The 19,391-nt window shown below is 56.2% G+C and carries 19 protein-coding genes and 4 tRNA genes; 20 read left to right on the forward strand and 3 right to left on the reverse strand.

The features are described 5' to 3' along the window. Positions 1 to 12 precede the first annotated feature (12 nt). From ABIB44_RS12415 to nadD, 6 genes are all read left to right on the forward strand, one after another. The gene (locus ABIB44_RS12415; protein WP_354584986.1) at positions 13 to 780 is read left to right on the forward strand and encodes a glycosyltransferase family 2 protein; all 768 of its coding nucleotides are present in this window, start codon (positions 13 to 15) and stop codon (positions 778 to 780) included. Beyond that, positions 777 to 1,826 carry a glycosyltransferase family 9 protein gene (locus ABIB44_RS12420; RefSeq protein WP_354584987.1) on the forward strand — a complete coding sequence of 350 codons (1,050 nt, stop codon included), beginning with the start codon at positions 777 to 779 and terminating at the stop codon, positions 1,824 to 1,826. Before ABIB44_RS12415 ends, ABIB44_RS12420 begins: the two co-directional genes overlap by 4 nt. Positions 1,827 to 2,102: 276 nt before the next feature. After that, complete coding sequence (locus ABIB44_RS12425) at positions 2,103 to 2,747, forward strand: sigma-70 family RNA polymerase sigma factor (RefSeq protein WP_354584988.1); 645 nt, start codon at positions 2,103 to 2,105, stop codon at positions 2,745 to 2,747. A 72-nt stretch (positions 2,748 to 2,819) separates the two neighbouring features. Then, positions 2,820 to 3,122 (forward strand): hypothetical protein, encoded by a 303-nt coding sequence (locus tag ABIB44_RS12430; protein ID WP_354584989.1) that lies wholly within the window; start codon positions 2,820 to 2,822, stop codon positions 3,120 to 3,122. Positions 3,123 to 3,151: 29 nt separating this feature from the next. After that, positions 3,152 to 3,736: a guanylate kinase gene (gene gmk / locus ABIB44_RS12435; protein ID WP_354584990.1), complete on the forward strand. Its 585-nt coding sequence runs from the start codon at positions 3,152 to 3,154 to the stop codon at positions 3,734 to 3,736. A 15-nt stretch (positions 3,737 to 3,751) separates the two neighbouring features. Further along, the gene (gene nadD, locus ABIB44_RS12440; protein ID WP_354584991.1) at positions 3,752 to 4,318 is read left to right on the forward strand and encodes a nicotinate (nicotinamide) nucleotide adenylyltransferase; all 567 of its coding nucleotides are present in this window, start codon (positions 3,752 to 3,754) and stop codon (positions 4,316 to 4,318) included. Positions 4,319 to 4,441: 123 nt separating this feature from the next. Here the strand turns inward: nadD and frr are convergent, their stop codons facing one another. The 3 genes from frr to ABIB44_RS12455 all read right to left on the reverse strand — a co-directional run bounded on the left by frr (position 4,442) and on the right by ABIB44_RS12455 (position 6,473). Beyond that, a complete protein-coding gene (gene frr / locus ABIB44_RS12445; protein WP_354584992.1) occupies positions 4,442 to 5,005 on the reverse strand; it encodes a ribosome recycling factor in 564 nt (187 codons plus the stop codon). Positions 5,006 to 5,119: 114 nt separating this feature from the next. Beyond that, complete coding sequence (gene pyrH / locus ABIB44_RS12450) at positions 5,120 to 5,923, reverse strand: UMP kinase (RefSeq protein ID WP_354584993.1); 804 nt, start codon at positions 5,921 to 5,923, stop codon at positions 5,120 to 5,122. 46 nt (positions 5,924 to 5,969) lie between these two features. After that, the gene (locus ABIB44_RS12455) at positions 5,970 to 6,473 is read right to left on the reverse strand and encodes an acyl-CoA carboxylase biotin carboxyl carrier protein subunit (RefSeq protein ID WP_354584994.1); all 504 of its coding nucleotides are present in this window, start codon (positions 6,471 to 6,473) and stop codon (positions 5,970 to 5,972) included. Between the two features lie 96 nt (positions 6,474 to 6,569). Between ABIB44_RS12455 and ABIB44_RS12460 the strand changes: the two genes are divergently transcribed. From ABIB44_RS12460 to ABIB44_RS12525, 14 genes are all read left to right on the forward strand, one after another. Continuing rightward, positions 6,570 to 9,149, forward strand: a complete 2,580-nt coding sequence (locus ABIB44_RS12460; RefSeq protein WP_354584995.1) for a M1 family metallopeptidase — start codon at positions 6,570 to 6,572, stop codon at positions 9,147 to 9,149. 170 nt (positions 9,150 to 9,319) lie between these two features. Beyond that, positions 9,320 to 9,402: transfer RNA gene (locus tag ABIB44_RS12465), tRNA-Tyr, on the forward strand. 78 nt (positions 9,403 to 9,480) lie between these two features. Continuing rightward, positions 9,481 to 9,553, forward strand: a tRNA-Gly gene (locus ABIB44_RS12470). A gap of 15 nt (positions 9,554 to 9,568) precedes the next feature. After that, positions 9,569 to 9,640, forward strand: a tRNA-Thr gene (locus ABIB44_RS12475). A 169-nt stretch (positions 9,641 to 9,809) separates the two neighbouring features. Further along, on the forward strand, positions 9,810 to 11,000 hold the full coding sequence (gene tuf / locus ABIB44_RS12480) for an elongation factor Tu (protein WP_168672198.1): 1,191 nt from the start codon (positions 9,810 to 9,812) through the stop codon (positions 10,998 to 11,000). 149 nt (positions 11,001 to 11,149) lie between these two features. Continuing rightward, a tRNA-Trp gene (locus ABIB44_RS12485) sits at positions 11,150 to 11,220 on the forward strand. A 64-nt stretch (positions 11,221 to 11,284) separates the two neighbouring features. Continuing rightward, positions 11,285 to 11,479, forward strand: a complete 195-nt coding sequence (gene secE / locus ABIB44_RS12490) for a preprotein translocase subunit SecE (protein ID WP_354584996.1) — start codon at positions 11,285 to 11,287, stop codon at positions 11,477 to 11,479. A gap of 12 nt (positions 11,480 to 11,491) precedes the next feature. After that, positions 11,492 to 12,058 carry a transcription termination/antitermination protein NusG gene (gene nusG / locus ABIB44_RS12495; RefSeq protein WP_035567382.1) on the forward strand — a complete coding sequence of 189 codons (567 nt, stop codon included), beginning with the start codon at positions 11,492 to 11,494 and terminating at the stop codon, positions 12,056 to 12,058. A gap of 120 nt (positions 12,059 to 12,178) precedes the next feature. Continuing rightward, positions 12,179 to 12,622: a 50S ribosomal protein L11 gene (gene rplK / locus ABIB44_RS12500; protein ID WP_210521229.1), complete on the forward strand. Its 444-nt coding sequence runs from the start codon at positions 12,179 to 12,181 to the stop codon at positions 12,620 to 12,622. Positions 12,623 to 12,641: 19 nt separating this feature from the next. Beyond that, positions 12,642 to 13,340, forward strand: coding sequence for a 50S ribosomal protein L1 (gene rplA, locus ABIB44_RS12505; RefSeq protein ID WP_331060638.1), 699 nt, complete (start codon positions 12,642 to 12,644; stop codon positions 13,338 to 13,340). Between the two features lie 15 nt (positions 13,341 to 13,355). Further along, entirely contained in the window at positions 13,356 to 13,904 is a 549-nt protein-coding gene (rplJ, locus tag ABIB44_RS12510) for a 50S ribosomal protein L10 (RefSeq protein ID WP_035567386.1), read from the forward strand. 66 nt (positions 13,905 to 13,970) lie between these two features. Next, positions 13,971 to 14,351, forward strand: a complete 381-nt coding sequence (gene rplL, locus ABIB44_RS12515; protein WP_168672191.1) for a 50S ribosomal protein L7/L12 — start codon at positions 13,971 to 13,973, stop codon at positions 14,349 to 14,351. Positions 14,352 to 14,642: 291 nt separating this feature from the next. Further along, the gene (gene rpoB / locus ABIB44_RS12520; RefSeq protein ID WP_502916494.1) at positions 14,643 to 18,488 is read left to right on the forward strand and encodes a DNA-directed RNA polymerase subunit beta; all 3,846 of its coding nucleotides are present in this window, start codon (positions 14,643 to 14,645) and stop codon (positions 18,486 to 18,488) included. 321 nt (positions 18,489 to 18,809) lie between these two features. Further along, positions 18,810 to 19,331, forward strand: coding sequence for a hypothetical protein (locus tag ABIB44_RS12525; RefSeq protein WP_354584998.1), 522 nt, complete (start codon positions 18,810 to 18,812; stop codon positions 19,329 to 19,331). The last annotated feature ends 60 nt before the right edge of the window (positions 19,332 to 19,391 follow it).

Consider the following 19,391-nt stretch of genomic DNA (forward strand, 5'->3'; position numbering starts at 1 on the left):
CTTTGCCGGCCCATGCCCGTTCCCCTCTCCGTCGTCATCATCACCTTCAACGAGGAGGCCAACATCGCCCGCTGCCTCCAAGCGCTGGGCGAATTGGCCGACGACGTGCTGGTCGTCGATTCCTTCTCCACGGATAGTACCGTTGAAATATGCCGGCAGCATGGCGCGCGCGTCATTCAGCATTCCTTCGCTGGTTACGTCGAGCAAAAAAACTACGCCACCAGTCAGGCTCGGTTCGACCACGTCCTCCAGCTCGATGCCGACGAAGTCCTCACCGACGAGCTGCGCCAGGCCATCCGCGCCGCCCAAGCCGACTGGCGGCACGCGGCTTACTCCCTGGCCCGCCTCACCAACTACTGTGGCCACTGGGTGCGCCACGGCGGCTGGTACCCCGACCGCAAGCTGCGCCTCTACGACCGTCGCCTGGGCCGCTGGACGGGCCTGCTGCTACACGAGAAATTTGAGGTGAACCCCGGCCTGACTACCGCCCCGCTGGCCGGCCACGCCCTGCACTTCAGCTACCATTCGGTGGCCCAGCACGTCACCCAGCTCAACAAGTTCACCAGCATTACGGCCCAGGAGCTGGCCCTGCGCGGCAAAACCGAGGTCAACGTATTCCACCTGCTGCTGAAACCGCTCTGGAAATTTGTGCACGGCTACGTTTTACGCCTCGGTTTCCTCGACGGTTTTGCCGGCCTGTGCATCGCCGGCATCTCAGCCTGGGGCGTATTCCTGAAATTCGCGAAGCTGAAAACCCGCACCGAACGCGCCGAAGCATGAGCCCGGAAACGCCGCCCACCTTCCTCGTCTCGCGCACCGATGCCATCGGCGACGTAGTTCTGACCCTGCCGGTCTGCGCGCGCCTGAAGGAATTATTCCCCGGCTGCCGGGTGGTGCTTATCGGCCGCAGCTACACCGCTGCCGTGGCCGCCGCCTGCCCGTGGGTGGACGATTTTCTGAACCTCGATGAGCTGCAGCCGCTGCCCGAAGCCGCCCAGGTTGCCGCCCTGCGCCAGTTTGGTGCCGCTGCCATCGTCCACGTCTTCCCCAACAAGCTGCTGGCCCGGCTGGCCCAAAAAGCCCGCATTCCCGTGCGCATCGGCACGCGCAACCGCTGGCAGCACTGGCTCACCTGCAACCGGTTGGTGGCCCTCAGCCGCCGCCATTCGCCCCTGCACGAGGCTCAGCTGAACCTGCAGCTGCTCCGGCCCCTGGGCGGCGCTTTGGCAACCCCGCTACTGGCCGTGGCCCCGTTAGTGCACCTCGCAGCCCCCGAGCCGCTGGCTGAAGCCTGGCAGCAGCTGCTCACCGGGCGTCGCTCCAGTCAGCTCAATGTCATCCTGCACCCGCGCAGCCGGGGCAGCGCCCGCGAGTGGGGCCTGGTTAACTTTGCCCGCCTTGCCCAGCTGTTGCACGCGGCCGGCCACCGCGTTTTTATTACCGGCACGGCGGCCGAAGGGGAGGAGCTGGCCGACTGGCGGCGTGAAAATGCCCCGTACCTGGCCGCCGACCTCACCGGCCAGCTTAGCCTGCCGCAGTTTATTGCCTTCATTGCCGCCACCGATGGCCTCGTGGCGGGCAGCACCGGTCCGCTGCACCTCGCTGCCGCGCTGGGCCGCCACGCGTTGGGCCTGTACCCACCCATCCGGCCTATGCACCCCGGCCGCTGGGCCCCGCTGGGTCTTCATGCCGGGTACATGGTCTTCGACAAACCCGATTGCCAGGCCTGCCGCACCCGCCCGGCGGCCTGCACCTGCATCCGGGCCATTGAGGCGGTAGCGGTAGCTGCCCGAGTGTTGGCCTGGCAGCCCGCAACAGCCGGATAAGTTCCGCTTTTCGACGGCAAACAAACCCCTATTCATCTAGTTAGTTTGCTGCTGGCTGGTATTTGTGCAACCTAGGCGGCATGGCAATCCGTACATCGGTCACTGGGCCGTGCGTTGGCTGTAGCTGTTTGGTGCTCGCCCGGGCTACGAACGGCGGCGCTGACGCAACCGGCAACTCGGCCACCCCTTGCTTCCGAGTTGCTGCCAACGTCCTGGTTATTTGCCCCAATCATCTATTATTTCGTAGGTTTCGGCCTGCAATTACCCTGCCCCAGCATGAGCGATTCTCCCGAACGGGTTAAATTGAGTAAAGAGGAAAAAGACCGGCGCTTTCAGGCCGAGCTCATGCCCGTGCTCGACCCGCTCTACAACTTTGCCTATCGCCTCACCCTCGACGAGGACGATGCCAACGACTTGGTGCAGGAAACCTACCTCAAGGCGTACCGCTTTTTTGAGTACTTTGAGCCCGGTACCAATGCCAAGGCCTGGCTGTTTCGCATTCTCAAGAATTCGTTCATCAACGACTTTCGCAAGAAGAGCAAGCAGCCCGCCAAAGTCGACTATAGCGAGATTGAGGGCTATTATAACCCTGATGATGTGGAGGCCGAAGGCGAAATCGGGGCCTCGTCGTCCGACATGCGCCAGCAGTCGGCCCGCGACCTCATCGGCGATGAAGTAGCCAGTGCCCTGAATTCTTTGCCCGTCGATTTTCGTACCGTCATCATCCTCTGTGACCTGGAAGGTTTTACTTATGAGGAGATGGCGAAAGTGCTTGATATTCCGATTGGTACGGTACGCTCGCGCCTGCACCGGGCCCGTAACTTTCTCAAGGACAAGCTCGAGAAATACGCCCAGTCAATGGGATATGGCAATGATACAATAGACGACGAAACGGAACTAACCGAGGCCGATAATAATTAACGTCAACAGCAAGGGTACATTGGTAGCTTTGTACGGCGTTGTTATTCACCCCTTTCCCAGCAATTTTCAATTATGGCACAATCTGCTACTATAAAAACCAACACGTCGGCCCCCGTTGCCCCGGCCCCGCCGGATAATGGCCCCGACTGCGACCGAGTGAATACTGTACTAGACCAACTCATCGATGGCCACGCCGTGACTGAGGCCGACGAGGATTACCTCTACGACCACGCGACCGATTGTTCGCCCTGCTTCGAAGACCTCGAAAAGCAGCGCGTGTTCATCGGCTTCCTCAATCAGCGCGTGTCGCGCCGGCCCATTCCGGCCAGCCTGCACCAGTCAATTCTGGCCCGCGTTGGGGCCGAGGTGGCTTAATTCCGGCTGCCACTGGCTAGCTTTGCGCGATGCAAGGCAAAATTATTGTGTTTTCGGCTCCTTCGGGAGCCGGTAAAACCACCATCGTGCACCGCCTCATGGACCGGCTGCCCGAGCTAAGCTTTTCCATTTCGGCCTGTACCCGCGACCGCCGCGGGCGCGCCGAAGTCAATGGCAAAGACTACCATTTCATCTCCGTTCAGGACTTCCAGGACAAAATTCGGCACAACGAATTTGTTGAGTGGGAAGAAGTGTACGAGGGGGCCTTTTACGGGACCCTTAAATCCGAAATCGAGCGCATCTGGGCCAGCGGCAAGCACGCTATACTCGATGTTGACGTGAAGGGCGGCCTCAGCATCAAAGAGTTCTACAAGGACCGTGCGCTGGCCATTTTCGTGCGGCCGCCTTCCATCGAAGTCCTCGAGCAGCGCCTCAATGCCCGAGCCACCGACTCAAAATCCAGCATTTCCTCGCGGGTATACAAGGCCAATTTCGAGCTTGCGTTCGAAGACCGGTTCGATGTCACCGTCGTCAACGACGACCTCAACGAGGCCTGCGCCCACGCCGAGCATCTCGTAAGCAGCTTCATCAGCGGCGAGCCCTCCATCGTATAGCTGAACAAGCGAAGCATGGCAACGCAACGCATCGGCCTGCTGTTCGGGTCGTTCAATCCTGTGCACGTCGGCCACCTCATTCTGGCCGAGCATTTCGCCACGCGCACCGATTTGGCCCAGGTCTGGCTCGTGGTATCCCCCCACAGCCCTTTCAAAGCCGCCACCGACCTCCGTCCTGATGCTGAGCGCCTGCACCTCGTGCAGCTGGCCATTGCCGGCAACCCCCGCCTGCGCGCCGAAGAAATCGAATTCAGTCTGCTCCGCCCCAGTTACACCATCGCCACGCTCGATGCCCTGCGCCAGCGCCACCCCGACACCGATTTCGTGCTTTTGATGGGGGCCGATAACCTCGCCGGACTGCCGCGCTGGCGCGAAGCCGCCCGCCTGCTCGCCGAAATCGACCTCTACGTGTACCCGCGCTCCGGCAGCCCGCTGCCCGACCTGGCCGCTTTTCCCCGCGCCCGTGTCGTGGCAGCTCCGTTGCTGGACATTTCCGCTACCTATATCCGCGAAAGCCTGCGTCAGGGCCACAGTATCCGCTACCTCGTGCCCGCCGCCGTCGAAGCCGAGCTGGAAAAATAGCAGTAGTGACTCCAGATTGTTTGTCCTGCTTCATCCACGCTTGAAACGTGGCGTGTTCCGCCTGAAAAAATCAAAAAAGCCCGACGAATTTCGCCGGGCTTTGTCGTTTCCAGGGAGACCAAATCAGATGGTCATAATCTCCGATTCTTTCTTGCTGAAGGTTTTATCCACCTCCGCAATGTACGTGTCGGTCGTTTTCTGCACCTTTTCTTCGGCGCTTTTTACGGCATCTTCCGAAGCGCCTTCCTTCAGCAGCTTGCGCAGCGACTCGTTCACATCCTTGCGGATGCCGCGCACGCGCACCTTGCCGGCTTCCGACTCATTCTTGGCCTGCTTCACCAAGTCGCGGCGGCGCTCCTCGGTCATAGCTGGGATATTCAGGCGCACCCCATCGGCATCCGAAACTGGGTTCAGGCCCAGGTCGCTGTTTTTGATAGCCTTAGCCACTTCAACGACCATATTTTTCTCCCAGGGCTTGATGAGCAGCGAGCGAGCATCGGGAGCCGAGATGTTGGCAATCTGGCTGACGGGTGTGGGCGTACCGTAGTAATCTACGCGCAGGCCGTCGAGCATGGCCGGCGAGGCCTTGCCAGCCCGAATGCGGCTCATCTCTACGTTCACATGCGCCAGGGCCTTGGCCATCGACTCGGCCAGCTCATCAAGGTAAAACTGAATTTCTTCGTCCATCTTTTGAAAGCAATTAACAATTAACAATAAGCACTGAGCAATTACCCGAACGGAGCAGGGGCGTGTTTGCCGCCACAAAATTGCTCATTGTTCATTGATAATTACTCATTGATTTTACGCTTGCTCGGGCTGGTTGCCCACCATCGGGCGCAGCAGGCTTTGCGTGGGTTCTGGCAAGGGCTTGCGGCCGTCACGGCCCGCGTCGGTACCGCCCATGCTTACCAGGGTGCCCATGGGTTCGCCGTTTAGCAGGCGCTCGAGGTTGCCGGGCGTGTTCATGTCGAACACGATGATAGGCAGGTTATTTTCCTTGCAGAGCGTGAAGGCCGTCATGTCCATCACGTTCAGGTTCTTGCTCAGTACTTCGTCGAAGGTGATTTCGGGGTAGCGCGTGGCGGTGGGGTCTTTTTCCGGGTCGGCCGTGTAAATGCCATCCACCCGCGTGCCTTTCAGCACCACGTCGGCCTCAATCTCAATGGCCCGCAGCGAAGCCGCCGAGTCGGTCGTGAAATAAGGCGAACCGATGCCCGCTCCAAAAATAACGACCCGACCTTTCTCCAGGTGCCGCACGGCGCGCCGCCGGATATACGGCTCGCACACCCGCTGGATGGTGAGGCCCGAGAGCAGGCGCGTGCTCACCTCCAGCTTTTCCAGGGCGCTTTGCAAAGCCATCGAGTTGATGACCGTGGCCAGCATGCCCATGTAGTCGCCCTGCACGCGGTCGAGGCCAAAAGCTTCGGCCTGCACGCCGCGGTAGATGTTGCCCCCACCAATCACGACGGCCACCTGTACCCCCGTGGCCTGCACAGACTTAATTTCGGAGGCGTACTGCATCAGCCGTTCGGCGTCGATGCCGTATTGCTGCTGGCCCATCAGCGCTTCGCCGCTGAGCTTGAGGAGGATGCGATTATATTTCAAAGCGTAAGGAACGATTAAATCGGATAATGAAGAGGCCCGCCGGTGGCTAGGCAAACTGTACCAGCACCTGGCCTTTCTGCACGTTGTCGCGCAGTACCACTTTCAGGCCGCTCACGATGCCATCGGCGGGGGCTTTCAGGATATTTTCCATTTTCATGGCCTCAAGCACCAGCAGCGGGTCGCCTTTTTGGACGGCCTGGCCGGGCTGCACCCGAATGTCGACGATGAGGCCCGGCATGGGGGCTTTGAGTTCGTTCACCTTGGTAGCTGTGGCGTTCGCCATGCCCAGGCGTTCGAGTAGCAGGTCGAACCGGTCCTTTGCTTGCAACTCCACCCGCTGGCCGTTTAGTTTGAGGACAATGTTCTTGGTGACGTAGTCGGCTTCGACAACCTCAGCGTTAAAGGAGCGACCTTCGTAGAGGATGTGGAATCGCCCGCCTCCCAGGTCAGCAATGTCCCATGCAAATGGTTCGCTGTTAAGCATCACCGCATCGGGGCTGCGGTAATCGACTTCCCATTGCTGGTTGGCGCCGGTGTTGATTTGGAACATTGGAGTGAGCTTGGATGGGAGTGAAGCGGGGTTAAAGGTAGGCCAAATCTCAAATTAATTCGGAAATTGAGGCGTTTTTAGCCCGTACTTGTTGGCATGAAGTATCTGATTCCAGGCCTTACGGGCCTGTTTTTATTGTTTAATACACTATTGGCCGATGCGCAGTCGTCTGGCAAGGGTGTGCTTCGGCCGCCCATCCACAAAAAGCCGGAGCCGGCTGTTGCGTCGGCTCCGGCCGCCGCCGGACTCACGGTGCCCTCTTGGCTACCCGCCGATGCGCCTTTGCAACCCGCTGCCAGTATGCTGACCGATGTGGTCGATACCAAGCTTGATGTACGCTTCGACTACAAAAAGCAGCACTTGCTGGGCACGGCTATTCTCACCCTGCGCGCGCATTTTTATCCCCAGACCGAGCTGGTGCTCGATGCCAAAGGTTTCGATGTGCAGAAAGTAGAGCTGGTAGGAGAGAAGAAGAATAAAAACCTGAACTACAATTACAATCGCCGCAAGCTCGTCATCGCGCTCGACCACCCGTACCCGCGCAGCACGCCTTACCAAGTGCGTATCGTGTACGTGGCCAAGCCCAACGAACTGCCCCAGGGTGGCTCAGCGGCCATTACCAACGATAAAGGCCTGTATTTCATCAATCCGCTGGGTCTGGAACGGAATAAGCCCCGCCAAATCTGGACGCAGGGCGAGACGGAGTCCAGTTCCTGCTGGTTCCCAACCATCGACAAGCCCAACCAGCGGATGACCCAGGAAATCAGCATGACCGTGGAAAGCCAGTTCAAAACGCTTTCCAATGGCCTGCTCACTTCCTCCCACGCCAACTCCGACGGCACCCGCACCGATACCTGGAAGCTCACCGAGCCGCATGCCCCTTACCTGGCTACTATGGTCGTTGGCGACTTCGCCGTAATAAGCGACTCCTGGCACGGCAAGCCGCTCGACTACTACGTCGAGCCGCAGTATGCTGGTACTGCCCGCGCCGTGTTTGGCCACACCCCCGAAATGCTCGACTTCTTCTCCAAGAAGTTGGGTGTGGAATTCCCGTGGCCCAAATATGCCCAGGTGGCCGTGCGCGACTACATTAGCGGGGCCATGGAGAATACCACGGCTTCCACCTTCGGCAGCTTCGTGCAGGCCAGCAAGCGCGAGCTGCTCGATGCCAATTACCAGACCAGCGAATTTGTGGTGGTTCACGAGCTGTTCCACCAATGGTTTGGCGACTACGTGACCTGCGAGAGTTGGAGCAACTTACCCCTGAACGAATCATTCGCCGACTATTCCGAGTATCTCTGGGCCGAGCGCAAGTATGGCGACGATGAAGCCAGTCTCATTCAGGAGATGAAAATCAATAACTACCTCGAAGAGGCCGTGAGCAAGCGTGAGCCCGTCATTCGCTACCGCTACGTCAACCGCGAGGACATGCTCGACCGCCACTCGTACGACAAGGGCGGACGCGTGCTGCACATGTTGCACAAATACGTGGGCGACGATGCTTTCTACGCCTCGCTCAACCGTTACCTTACTCAGAACAAGCTCTCGGCCGTCGAAATATCCAAGCTGCGTGATGCCTTTGAAGAAACCACCGGCGAAGACCTGAATTGGTTTTTCGACCAGTGGTTTATGCGCCGGGGGCACCCCGAGCTGCGCATTTCCCACACCTATACCAACGGCCAGGTAGCCCTGCGCGTGCAGCAGGTGCAGGATACCATTTTCCAGCCCGTGTATCGCCTGCCCGTAACCGTAGCCGTCTGGACCGGCAGCAACCAGCCCACCGAGCACCGCATCACCATTACCAAAGCCGACCAGACGTTCCAGCTGCCCGCCAGCCAGAAACCCGTTTTGGTCAAGTTTGACAACGAAACCCAGCTACTGGCCCAAATCGAAGAAGAGCGTACCCAGGATGAGTTGATATTTCAGTACTACCACGCCCGCAATTATCAACAGAAGGCGGAGGTAATGAATCAGCTCCAGAATAAAACGGACCAATTGAGCGTGAGCAGTCTCATGCGCAACGCGCTCAACGACAAATTCTGGAACGTGCGTCGCCTTGCCCTCGAACACCTGCGCGGGTACCGCGGCCCCGAGCCCACCGCTATGCGCAAGGACATTGTGCGCCTTGCCAGTGCCGACCCCAACTCCCGCGTCCGCGTTCAGGCCCTCAAAACGCTCTCTGCCTTCCCCGACGGCAGCTACGGCGAAGTCTACGGGTCTGCCGTGGCCGATAGCTCCATCCTGGTTTCAGCAGCAGCAATCGAAATCCTGGCCAAGCGCCCGGAGGTCAATTCCAAGCAGCAAATCGCGGCCATCGAAAACACCCGCAGCAGCACGCTGCTGGTGGCGATTGCCAAGTTCTATTCCCTCAATGGTCGTCTCGACCAGTATCCGTGGTTTCTACGCCGGCTATCCGATGTAGCCGAAACCGACCTTTACGCCTACTTCCAGGCTTTCGGAGCTCTTATGGCCAACATCCCACCCGTCGAGCGCGATAAAGGCCTGAAAGTGCTCGAAGAGTATGCTCGTACCTACCCCCGCTACGAAGTACGCCTCGGAGCATACCATGGCCTTGCGTTGCTCGTGCCCAGCACCCCCGGCCTCAAGGCCACCCTCCAAAACATTCGTGAGAAGGAAACGGACGATAAATTGAAAGCAATTTATAACCTTATGTAGGAGCCAGTTCCGCCGATGAAGCAAAAAAAGAACAACCTTTTTTTGCTTCATCCCTTGCCTTGTGTCAAAAAACCTCTAATTTTGCGACTCCTTACGAAACACTACTACTTCGGTAGCAGCGAAACGAAAGGGCTAAGCTTCTCGGTAATCGGCCGCGAAGCACCAAAAATGGGGGTATCGCATAGTGGCAATTGCGGGTGACTGTAACTCACCTCCTTCGGGTTCATAGGTTCGAGTCCTGTTACCCCCACCATTTTGAGTTAAAAGTTAAGAGTTAAAAGTGGAGAGGTTTTAACTCTTAACTTTACACGCTCAACTTTTAACTCCCTCCGCGGGAGTAGCTCAGTTGGTAGAGCGGCAGCCTTCCAAGCTGCAGGTCGCGGGTTCGAACCTCGTCTCCCGCTCATTTTTCAGCATAAGCCGTTTTAGCTCAGTGGTAGAGCACTTCCTTGGTAAGGAAGAGGTCATGGGTTCAAATCCCATAAATGGCTCAGATTATTACACAAGTCCAGCAATCGGGATTATTCCGGTTGCCGGCTCGGTTCTCTCAGGCAAGCGACGCACAGTTTTCTATTTCAGTAGGGGCTGAGTCTCGCTTTCTTCGTGTAGGTTCCGATTTTACCTCAAATTCACTTCACCACCTCTTTTTTACTCTTTACAATGGCTAAAGAAAATTTCGACCGGTCCAAGCCGCACGTAAACATCGGCACCATCGGTCACGTCGACCACGGCAAGACTACCCTGACTGCTGCTATCACGCAGGTGCTGGCCGGCAAAGGCTTGGCCGAGAAGCGCGATTTCGGTTCGATTGACAACGCCCCCGAAGAGAAAGAGCGTGGTATCACCATCAACACCTCGCACGTAGAGTACTCGACGGTTAACCGTCACTACGCGCACGTTGACTGCCCCGGTCACGCCGACTATGTGAAGAACATGGTAACTGGTGCTGCCCAGATGGACGGTGCTATCCTCGTGGTAGCTGCCACCGACGGCCCAATGCCCCAGACCCGTGAGCACATCTTGCTCGCTCGTCAGGTAGGTGTTCCTCAGCTGGTGGTGTTCATGAACAAAGTAGACATGGTGGATGACCCCGAGCTCCTCGAGCTGGTGGAAATGGAAATCCGTGAGCTGCTCTCGTTCTACGACTTCGATGGCGACAACATTCCGGTTATCCAGGGTTCGGCCCTTGGCGGCCTGAACGGCGATGCCAACTGGGTTCCCAAAATTGAGGAGCTGATGGACGCGGTTGACTCGTTCATTCCAATTCCTGCTCGTCTGACCGACCTGCCCTTCCTGATGCCTGTTGAGGACGTGTTCTCGATTACCGGCCGTGGCACTGTTGCCACCGGTCGTATCGAGCGCGGCATCATCAACTCGGGTGAGCAAGTTGACATCCTGGGCATGGGCGCTGCTGCTGGCCTGAAGTCGACGGTTACGGGTGTGGAAATGTTCCGCAAAATCCTCGACCGTGGCGAAGCTGGTGACAACGTTGGTCTGCTGCTCCGTGGTATTGAAAAAGAAGCCATCCGTCGCGGCATGGTTATCTGCAAGCCCGGTTCGGTAACTCCTCACCAGAAGTTCAAGGCTGAAGTCTACGTTCTCTCGAAAGAGGAGGGTGGCCGTCACACGCCTTTCTTCAACAACTACCGTCCGCAGTTCTACCTGCGTACCACCGACGTTACCGGCATCATCACCCTCCCCGAGGGCGTTGAAATGGTAATGCCCGGCGACAACATCACCATTACCGTTGAGCTCATCAACAAGGTGGCGATGGAGAAAGGCCTGCGTTTCGCTATCCGTGAGGGTGGCCGTACGGTAGGTGCAGGTCAGGTAACCGAAGTTCTCGACTAAGCTCTGGCTTAATCAGTAAAAAAAGCCGCTCTCGAAACCTCGGGGGCGGCTTTTTTACGCTGAAACAGAAGCGAATATTTGTTTTCTCTTCTGTTTATCTTACCTTTGCACTCCCTTTAGCGAAATGCGCTTTGTGGGAATGTCAATAAACGAGTGTGGTGCAGCGGTAGCATACGGGTCTCCAAAACCTTTGACGGGAGTTCGAATCTCTCCACTCGTGCAATTTGGGTCAGTTGGCCCGCTCCATGTCGTCATCAGCGGCAACGCTGTTATCTCTTCAACCAATGGACAAACTGAGCAATTATTTCCGCACCACCATCGAGGAGATGCGTTACAATGTAACGTGGCCCACGACGACGGAACTGCAGAAAAGCGCCGGCCTCGTGCTGATTGGTTCGCTGGTTTTTGCCATTGTGGTAGGCGTCATGGACATCAGCTTTGAGTCGATACTGAAAGCATTTTATAACTCGTTTCGCTAATCAGCAATTAAGATGGGCGAATTGAAATGGTACGTGGTACGCTCCGTGAGCGGCCAGGAGAAAAAAGCCAAAAATTACCTCGAAACGGAGCTCGGTCGCCACAACCTGACCGAGCTGGTGCCGCAGGTGCTGATTCCGGTGGAAAAGGTGTTTGAGATGCGTAACGGCAAGAAGCGCGTCCGCGAGCGGAACCTCTACCCCGGCTACATCATCATCCACGCCGACCTCGGCCACGGTGAAGTGGACCACATCATTACCAGCACGCCCGGCGTGATTGGTTTCCTTGGCGACAAGGACAAAAAGGATGCTTCGAACAACAAGCCAGTTCCGCTCCATATCTCCGAAGTGAACCGCATTCTCGGTATCGTAGATGAAGCCGAACAGCAGGTTGATGCCGCTCTCGACAAGCCTTATGTAGTAGGCGAACTCGTGAAAGTGGTAGACGGCCCTTTCAACGGCTTCTCCGGTAACGTGGATGAAGTATTTGAGGAGCGTAAGAAGCTCAATGTAGTGGTGAAAATCTTCGGCCGTTCGCAGCCGGTAGAACTTAGCTACACTCAAGTAGAAAAGGAGGTTTAATCCTTATCGATTATACCACGCCGGCTAATTGCTCCGGGTCGGCGGGGCTTCCAAACAAGGAGTTTACTAAACTGAGGCAAGCGCGAGTTACGACGCAGGAGCCACAGCCAACACAATCAAATGGCCAAAGAAATCAGAGGTTATCTGCGTCTGCAGATAAAGGGAGGCTCAGCGAACCCATCGCCGCCGGTAGGACCTGCACTTGGTAGCAAAGGCTTGAATATCATGGAGTTTTGCAAGCAGTTCAATGCTCGCACCCAAGATAAAGCCGGTCAAGTGTGTCCTGTACTTATTACCATGTACACCGACAAGTCGTTTGACTTCGTGGTGAAGACGGCACCGGCTCCGGTGCTGCTCATGGAAGCTGCTAAGTTGACGAGCGGTTCGAAAGAGCCGAACCGGAACAAAGTGGGCTCCGTGACGTGGGACCAAGTACGTACCATTGCCGAAACGAAAATGGTTGACTTGAACGCCTTCAAGGTGGAGTCGGCGATGAAGTCGGTGGCTGGTACGGCCCGCAGCATGGGTATCACCATCAGTGGCACTTCTCCTTTTGCTGAATAATTAAACGGAGAAAGAACACATGGCACAAGTAAGCAAAAAGCGCAAGGAAGCCCTTGCCAAACACGACCTGACGCAAATGCGCAGCCTCGTGGAAGCCGCAATCGTGGTGAAGGACATTACCTACACCAAGTTCGATGCTTCAGTAGATATTGACGTTCGCCTCGGCGTTGACCCTCGCAAAGCGGACCAGATGGTTCGTGGCGTGGCCACCCTGCCCCACGGCACTGGCAAAACCGTTCGCGTTCTGGCTCTAGTTACTCCCGACAAGGAGGCTGAAGCGCTGGCCGCCGGTGCCGATTTCGTGGGTCTGGACGACTACATCTCGAAAATCGAGAAAGGCTGGACCGACATCGACGTCATCATCACCATGCCCGCCGTAATGGCTAAGGTAGGTCGCCTGGGCCGTGTGCTCGGTCCCCGTGGTCTGATGCCGAACCCGAAGTCGGGCACCGTAACGACCGACGTCGCCAAGGCGGTGCAGGAAGTGAAGGCTGGTAAAATCGACTTCAAAGTCGACAAAACCGGTATCATTCACTGCTCGGTGGGTAAAGTATCGTTCGAGCCGAGCATGCTGGCCGAAAACGCCCTGGAGGTAATCCAGACGTTGGGTCGCCTGAAGCCTTCGTCTTCGAAAGGTACCTACATCAAGAGCATCACGCTCAGCAGCACGATGTCGCCCGCCGTTCCGGTAGACAGCCAAGTAAACTCCGCTAGCTAATTAACCCAACCAAACATGACTCGGGAAGAAAAACAAACCCTCGTGGATGAGTTGAGCGGAAAAATGCAATCGCACAACTCGTTCTACATTGTCGATGCTTCGGTGATGTCGGTAGCGAAAATCAACGACTTCCGTCGTCTGGCGTTCAACCGCGGTCTGGAATACAAGGTGTACAAAAACACCTTCATCCGGAAAGCGCTTGATACCCTTGGCCACGACACGTCGGAGATGGATGCCGCGCTGAAAGGCCAGTCGGGCGTGTTGTTCTCTACGGAGAGCGGCTCGGCTCCTGCCAAACTGCTGCGCGACTTCTATAAGGCTCAGGCTTACGGCCGCGGCGTCACGCCAAAGCCCGTGCTGAAAGGCGCTTACGTAGATGCCAGCATCTACATCGGCTCCGACCAGCTCGAAGGTCTCACGACCCTCAAAGGCAAGCAGGAACTGCTCGGTGAACTCATCGGTCTGCTCCAGTCGCCCGCCAAAAACGTTATCTCGGCTCTTCAGAGCGGGGGCAACAAACTGGCCGGTATCCTCAAAACGCTTTCCGAAAAAGAGGCCGCCTAAGCGCCCACTCTTTTTCGACTTCAACAATAAATTTTCAACAACACTTTTTTTTAACAATCTACAGAAATGGCAGATTTGAAAGCATTCGCTGAGCAGCTCGTAAACCTGACGGTGAAAGAAGTAAACGAATTGGCAACCATCCTGAAGGACGAGTACGGCATCGAGCCCGCTGCTGCTGCTCCCGTAATGATGGCCGGTGGCGGTGGTGCTGCTGCTGACGAGGCTCCTGAGGAAAAGACGTCGTTCGACGTAATCCTGAAGGCTGCTGGCGGCGCTAAGCTGGCCGTAGTTAAGCTGGTGAAAGACCTGACCGGCCTCGGCCTGAAGGAAGCCAAGGAGCTGGTTGACGGTGCCCCCAAGCCCGTGAAAGAAGGCGTAACCAAGGACGAGGCTGAGTCGCTGAAGAAGCAGCTCGAGGAAGCCGGTGCTGAAGTAGAGGTTAAGTAATTTCTGCTCCTGAAGCATCTCCGGACCCGCTTCGAATAAGGATTAGACCTGGCAACATAGCCAGGTCTTTTCCTGTTTGTAGCGTGTCAACCGCGCGAGCCACCCAGTTCGCGCTTTTGCTATGTCAGCTAACTATCTTGTAGCATAGATAGTTAGGGGGTGCGATGCACCGCTGACGGGCCGCCTGCCGGCCTCCCTTTTTTACGCTTCTGTGTCCATCTTATAATCCCCATCGCATTGGCTACACCGAAAGCAAAGACGGCCGCGCTCAAAAAGACCGCCGACGCGCGAATCAATTTCGCCAAGATTAAGAAGGTTATCGAGTACCCGGACTTCCTGGACGTGCAGGTTCGCTCGTTCCAGGAATTCTTTCAGTTGGAAACCGCTGCTGAGCGTCGTTCTAACGAAGGATTGTTCAAAGTGTTCGCCGAGAACTTCCCCATTTCGGATTCGCGCGAAAACTTCGTACTGACCTTCATCGACTATCACGTTGACCCGCCGAAATATTCGGTCGACGAATGCATCGACCGTGGTTTGACTTATTCAGTTCCGCTGAAAGCCAAGCTGCGTTTGGTGTGCAATGATAAGGACAACGAGGACTTCGAAACGATTGAGCAGGAGGTGTTCCTCGGGAACATCCCTTACATGACCGTGAAGGGTTCGTTCGTTATCAACGGGGCCGAGCGCGTTATCGTATCGCAGCTGCACCGCTCGCCGGGCGTATTCTTCGCCCAAAGCAAGCACACGAACGGTACCAAGCTGTATTCGGCCCGGATTATTCCGTTCAAAGGCTCGTGGATTGAATTCGCCACGGACGTGAACAACGTGATGTACGCGTACATCGACCGGAAGAAGAAATTCCCGGTGACGACGCTGCTTCGCGCCATCGGCTACGGCACTGACAAGGACATTCTCGACCTGTTCGGGCTGTCGGAGGAAGTGAAGTCCGATAAGAAAAACCTTAAGAAAGCCGTTGGTCGCAAGCTGGCTGCCCGGGTGCTCCGCACCTGGACGGAAGACTTCGTGGACGAGGACACCGGCGAAGTGGTATCGATTGACCGCAACGAAGTGTTGCTGGAGCGCGATGCGACCATTGAGGAAGCGGACATCGACGTGATTCTGGAGGCCGGCGCGAAGTCGGTAATCCTGCACCGTGAGAATGTGAACATTGCGGATTTCGCGATTATTTACAACACGCTGCAAAAGGACAACTCCAACTCGGAGAAGGAGGCTGTTGAGCAGATTTACCGTCAGCTCCGGAACACGGAGGCTCCTGACGAAGAAACCGCTCGTGACATCATCCAGAAGCTGTTTTTCTCGGATAAGCGCTACGACCTCGGCGAGGTTGGTCGCTACCGGATTAACAAGAAGCTCCAGATTGGCATGGACCAGGAGTCGCGGGTACTGACCAACCAGGACATTGTCCTGATTGTGAAGTATCTGATTGGCTTGAGCAACTCGAAGGCCATTGTCGATGACATTGACCACTTGAGCAACCGTCGTGTCCGCACCGTGGGCGAGCAGCTTTACGCGCAGTTTGGCGTGGGTCTGGCCCGTATGGCGCGTACCATCAAGGAGCGCATGAACGTGCGGGACAACGAGGACTTTAAGCCGGTGGATTTGATTAACGCCCGGACGCTGTCCAGCGTTATCAACTCGTTCTTCGGTACGAACCAGCTGTCGCAGTTCATGGACCAGACCAACCCGCTGGCCGAGGTGACGCACAAGCGTCGCGTATCGGCGCTCGGGCCAGGAGGTCTGTCGCGTGAGCGCGCTGGTTTCGAAGTACGTGACGTTCACTACACCCACTACGGTCGTCTTTGCACGATTGAAACGCCGGAAGGACCTAACATTGGTCTGATTTCGTCGCTGTGCGTGCATGCTCGCGTGAATGCCATGGGCTTCATCGAGACTCCTTACCGCGACGTGAAAGGCGGCAAGGTGGACATGAGCCCCAACGTGAAATTCCTGACCGCTGAGGAGGAGGACACCCACCACATCGCGCAGGCCAACTCCCTGCTGGATGAGGGCGGCAACTTGACCCAGGAACTGGTGAAGGGCCGTTTTGAAGGTGACTTCCCCGTGGTGAATCCGTCGGAGTACTCCTACATGGACGTGGCCCCGAACCAGATTGTGTCAGTAGCTGCTTCGCTGATTCCGTTCCTGGAGCACGATGACGCCAACCGTGCCCTGATGGGCTCGAACATGCAGCGCCAGGCAGTACCGCTGCTCCGTCCCGAGGCTCCGATTGTGGGCACGGGTCTGGAAGCACGTATCGCCAGCGACTCGCGTACTTTGATTATGTCGGAAGGCGAGGGCGTGATTGACTACGTGGATGCCAACAAAATCGTGGTGAAGTACGACCTCACGGACGACGACATCATGGTGAGCTTCGATGCCGAGCGTATCACCTACGACCTCATCAAGTTCCGTCGTACCAACCAAGACACCTGCCTCAACCTGACGCCGCTTGTGAAGCGCGGTGAGCGGGTGACCAAGGGCCAGGCTCTCTGCGAAGGCTACGGCACCAACAAAGGCGAGCTCGCCCTGGGCCGCAACATGCAGGTGGCATTTATGCCGTGGCAGGGCTACAACTTCGAGGATGCCATCGTTATCTCGGAGCGTGTGGTTCGCGACGACATTTTCACCTCGATTCACATTGAGGAGTTTGAGCTGGAAGTGCGCGAGACCAAGCGCGGCGAAGAAGAGCTGACCTCGGAGATTCCGAACGTGAGCGAAGAAGCCGTGCGCAACCTCGACGACAACGGCATCATCCGCCTCGGCGCGGAGGTGAAGGAAGGCGACATCCTGATTGGTAAAATCACGCCAAAAGGCGAGACGGACCCCACTCCGGAAGAGAAGTTGCTCCGTGCCATCTTCGGCGACAAGGCCGGCGATGTGAAGGATGCTTCGCTCAAAGCGCCGCCCTCCCTGCAGGGTGTGGTTATCGGCACCAAACTCTTTTCGCGTCCTAAGAAAGACAAAAACCTCCGGGCTAAGTCGAAGAAAGAAGTGGAAGACCTGAAGGGCACCTACGCGCAGGAGTTGCGCGGCGTGAAAGCCATCATGGTGGATAAGCTGGTGCAATTGCTGGAAGGCAAAACGAGCCAGGGCATCAAACATCGCTTCGGCGAGGAGATGATTGCCAAGGGCGTGAAGTTCAACCGCAAGAACATCAACGAGGGGATGTTCCCCGAGAAGAACCCTTACAAAGACGAAAGCAATTACGCTGTTCCGGAAGAAGTGAACCTGTTTAAGGACCTCATTCTGGAAGGCTGGACGGCTGATGCCCGCGTGAATGGCCTGGTGCTGGAGCTGGTGCGTAACTACGCCAAGCGCCGCAACACCATCACCGCGCGCTTCAAGCGTCAGCGCTTCACTCTGGAAGTGGGCGACGAACTGCCTGCTGGCATCGTGCAGCTTGCCAAAGTGTACATCGCCAAGAAGCGCAAGCTGAAAGTGGGTGATAAAATGGCCGGCCGCCACGGTAACAAAGGTGTGGTAGCCCGCATCGTGCGCGATGAGGACATGCCTTTCCTGCCAGATGGCACGCCGATGGACATCGTGCTGAACCCGCTTGGTGTACCAAGCCGCATGAACATCGGTCAGATTTATGAGACGGTACTTGGTTGGGCTGGTCTGAAAATGGGTCGCACTTACGCAACTCCGATTTTCGACGGCGCTACCGAGGACGAAGTTGCGCATGAGCTGACCGAAGCCGGCCTGCCGGATTGGGGCCGTGCTTACCTGTACGATGGCCTGAGCGGCGACCGTTTCGACCAGCCGGTAACCGTGGGCGTGATTTACATGCTCAAACTCGGTCACTTGGTTGACGACAAGATGCACGCTCGTTCCATCGGGCCGTACTCGCTCATCACGCAGCAGCCGCTGGGTGGTAAGGCGCAGTTCGGTGGCCAGCGCTTCGGCGAGATGGAAGTGTGGGCACTGGAGGCCTTCGGTGCTTCCAACGTGCTTCAGGAAATCCTGACCATCAAATCGGATGATGTGGTGGGCCGCGCCAAGGCGTACGAAGCCATTGTAAAAGGTGACATTCTGCCCAAGCCGAATATCCCCGAGTCGTTCAACGTGTTGCTCCACGAACTCCGTGGTCTGGCACTCGAAATCACGATGGAATAGTGAAGTGAACGGTTAGTTGCTGGTGCTTTGGCGCTGGTAACTAACCGTTCAACACTTGCTGATTGAAACGACGCCCGTTCTCCGAATTGCCAGATTTCGATTCTTCTCTTACAACAGTTAAGGGACTGAGCTCATGCATATGCACATTGAGCGGAGGTATTCCCATCTGTGCAATGCTTCGGAAGTAACGTGCAACTGCTAATGGAGTACTGACCAAGGTCAGGGGATTCATTCTGAAGCAATTGATGAGGACTCATTAGTAGCTGAGCTGCTAAAAATGCCAGAAAAGGCTGCTTTTACCGCTCTAACTAACTCTTTCGTATGAAAATATCCTTTTTAGTACTAGTCTTAGCCTTATTAGGCGCAACGACTAGTTATGGTCAGAAAAAGGTTATTAAGGCGAAGCGTGTGGCTGTAACTGGTAATACCAGTGTGGCATTGGACGAAAGCTTGGTTGGCCAAATGCAAACCGACAAGAATATAAATTTCAAATTGGTCAGCGCAGTTGGTAACAAGACCAATCAGACAGTTGCAGTTACTATTTTAGTTACCAACAAGGGTCCGAATTTTGATAACTACAATACTCAAGTTTCTGAATTCATCAACGATAAAGGAGAAACTTTCAGCTGTGAAAGTGCTGTGTTCGGTAAAAACGAATCCAGACGTGGCTTAACACTCTTCGCTACACTATACACAGATGTACCCTTGAAAACAGTTTATTTTTTCAAGGGTGTTTTGCCAAGTGTGACAAAAATCAAGCTTTTGCCACTGCCTTATTTTGATAGATTCGGAGGGCAAGCAGGTAAAGTTGAATTCAGAGACATTACCATAAAATGGCGATAGTTGTTGCCATCAGCCACGTTTCTAACAGTCCTTAGGTTAACACATGATGACTGGGTTCTG

Origin of the sequence: Hymenobacter sp. UYCo722 (assembly GCF_040547115.1) — a bacterium.
In the GTDB taxonomy this organism is placed as follows: domain Bacteria; phylum Bacteroidota; class Bacteroidia; order Cytophagales; family Hymenobacteraceae; genus Hymenobacter.

Excerpts from the sequence above, each read along its gene's own strand:
- nusG (WP_035567382.1), top strand. The coding sequence starts at position 11,492 with ATGGGCGAATTGAAATGGTACGTGGTACGCTCCGTGAGCGGCCAGGAG.
- ABIB44_RS12430 (WP_354584989.1), top strand. The coding sequence starts at position 2,820 with ATGGCACAATCTGCTACTATAAAAACCAACACGTCGGCCCCCGTTGCC.
- ABIB44_RS12460 (WP_354584995.1), top strand. The coding sequence starts at position 6,570 with ATGAAGTATCTGATTCCAGGCCTTACGGGCCTGTTTTTATTGTTTAAT.
- frr (WP_354584992.1), bottom strand. The coding sequence starts at position 5,005 with ATGGACGAAGAAATTCAGTTTTACCTTGATGAGCTGGCCGAGTCGATG.
- rplA (WP_331060638.1), top strand. The coding sequence starts at position 12,642 with ATGGCACAAGTAAGCAAAAAGCGCAAGGAAGCCCTTGCCAAACACGAC.
- ABIB44_RS12420 (WP_354584987.1), top strand. The coding sequence starts at position 777 with ATGAGCCCGGAAACGCCGCCCACCTTCCTCGTCTCGCGCACCGATGCC.
- rplK (WP_210521229.1), top strand. The coding sequence starts at position 12,179 with ATGGCCAAAGAAATCAGAGGTTATCTGCGTCTGCAGATAAAGGGAGGC.
- ABIB44_RS12425 (WP_354584988.1), top strand. The coding sequence starts at position 2,103 with ATGAGCGATTCTCCCGAACGGGTTAAATTGAGTAAAGAGGAAAAAGAC.
- gmk (WP_354584990.1), top strand. The coding sequence starts at position 3,152 with ATGCAAGGCAAAATTATTGTGTTTTCGGCTCCTTCGGGAGCCGGTAAA.
- ABIB44_RS12525 (WP_354584998.1), top strand. The coding sequence starts at position 18,810 with ATGAAAATATCCTTTTTAGTACTAGTCTTAGCCTTATTAGGCGCAACG.
- tuf (WP_168672198.1), top strand. The coding sequence starts at position 9,810 with ATGGCTAAAGAAAATTTCGACCGGTCCAAGCCGCACGTAAACATCGGC.
- nadD (WP_354584991.1), top strand. The coding sequence starts at position 3,752 with ATGGCAACGCAACGCATCGGCCTGCTGTTCGGGTCGTTCAATCCTGTG.
- ABIB44_RS12455 (WP_354584994.1), bottom strand. The coding sequence starts at position 6,473 with ATGTTCCAAATCAACACCGGCGCCAACCAGCAATGGGAAGTCGATTAC.
- secE (WP_354584996.1), top strand. The coding sequence starts at position 11,285 with ATGGACAAACTGAGCAATTATTTCCGCACCACCATCGAGGAGATGCGT.
- rplJ (WP_035567386.1), top strand. The coding sequence starts at position 13,356 with ATGACTCGGGAAGAAAAACAAACCCTCGTGGATGAGTTGAGCGGAAAA.
- ABIB44_RS12415 (WP_354584986.1), top strand. The coding sequence starts at position 13 with ATGCCCGTTCCCCTCTCCGTCGTCATCATCACCTTCAACGAGGAGGCC.
- rplL (WP_168672191.1), top strand. The coding sequence starts at position 13,971 with ATGGCAGATTTGAAAGCATTCGCTGAGCAGCTCGTAAACCTGACGGTG.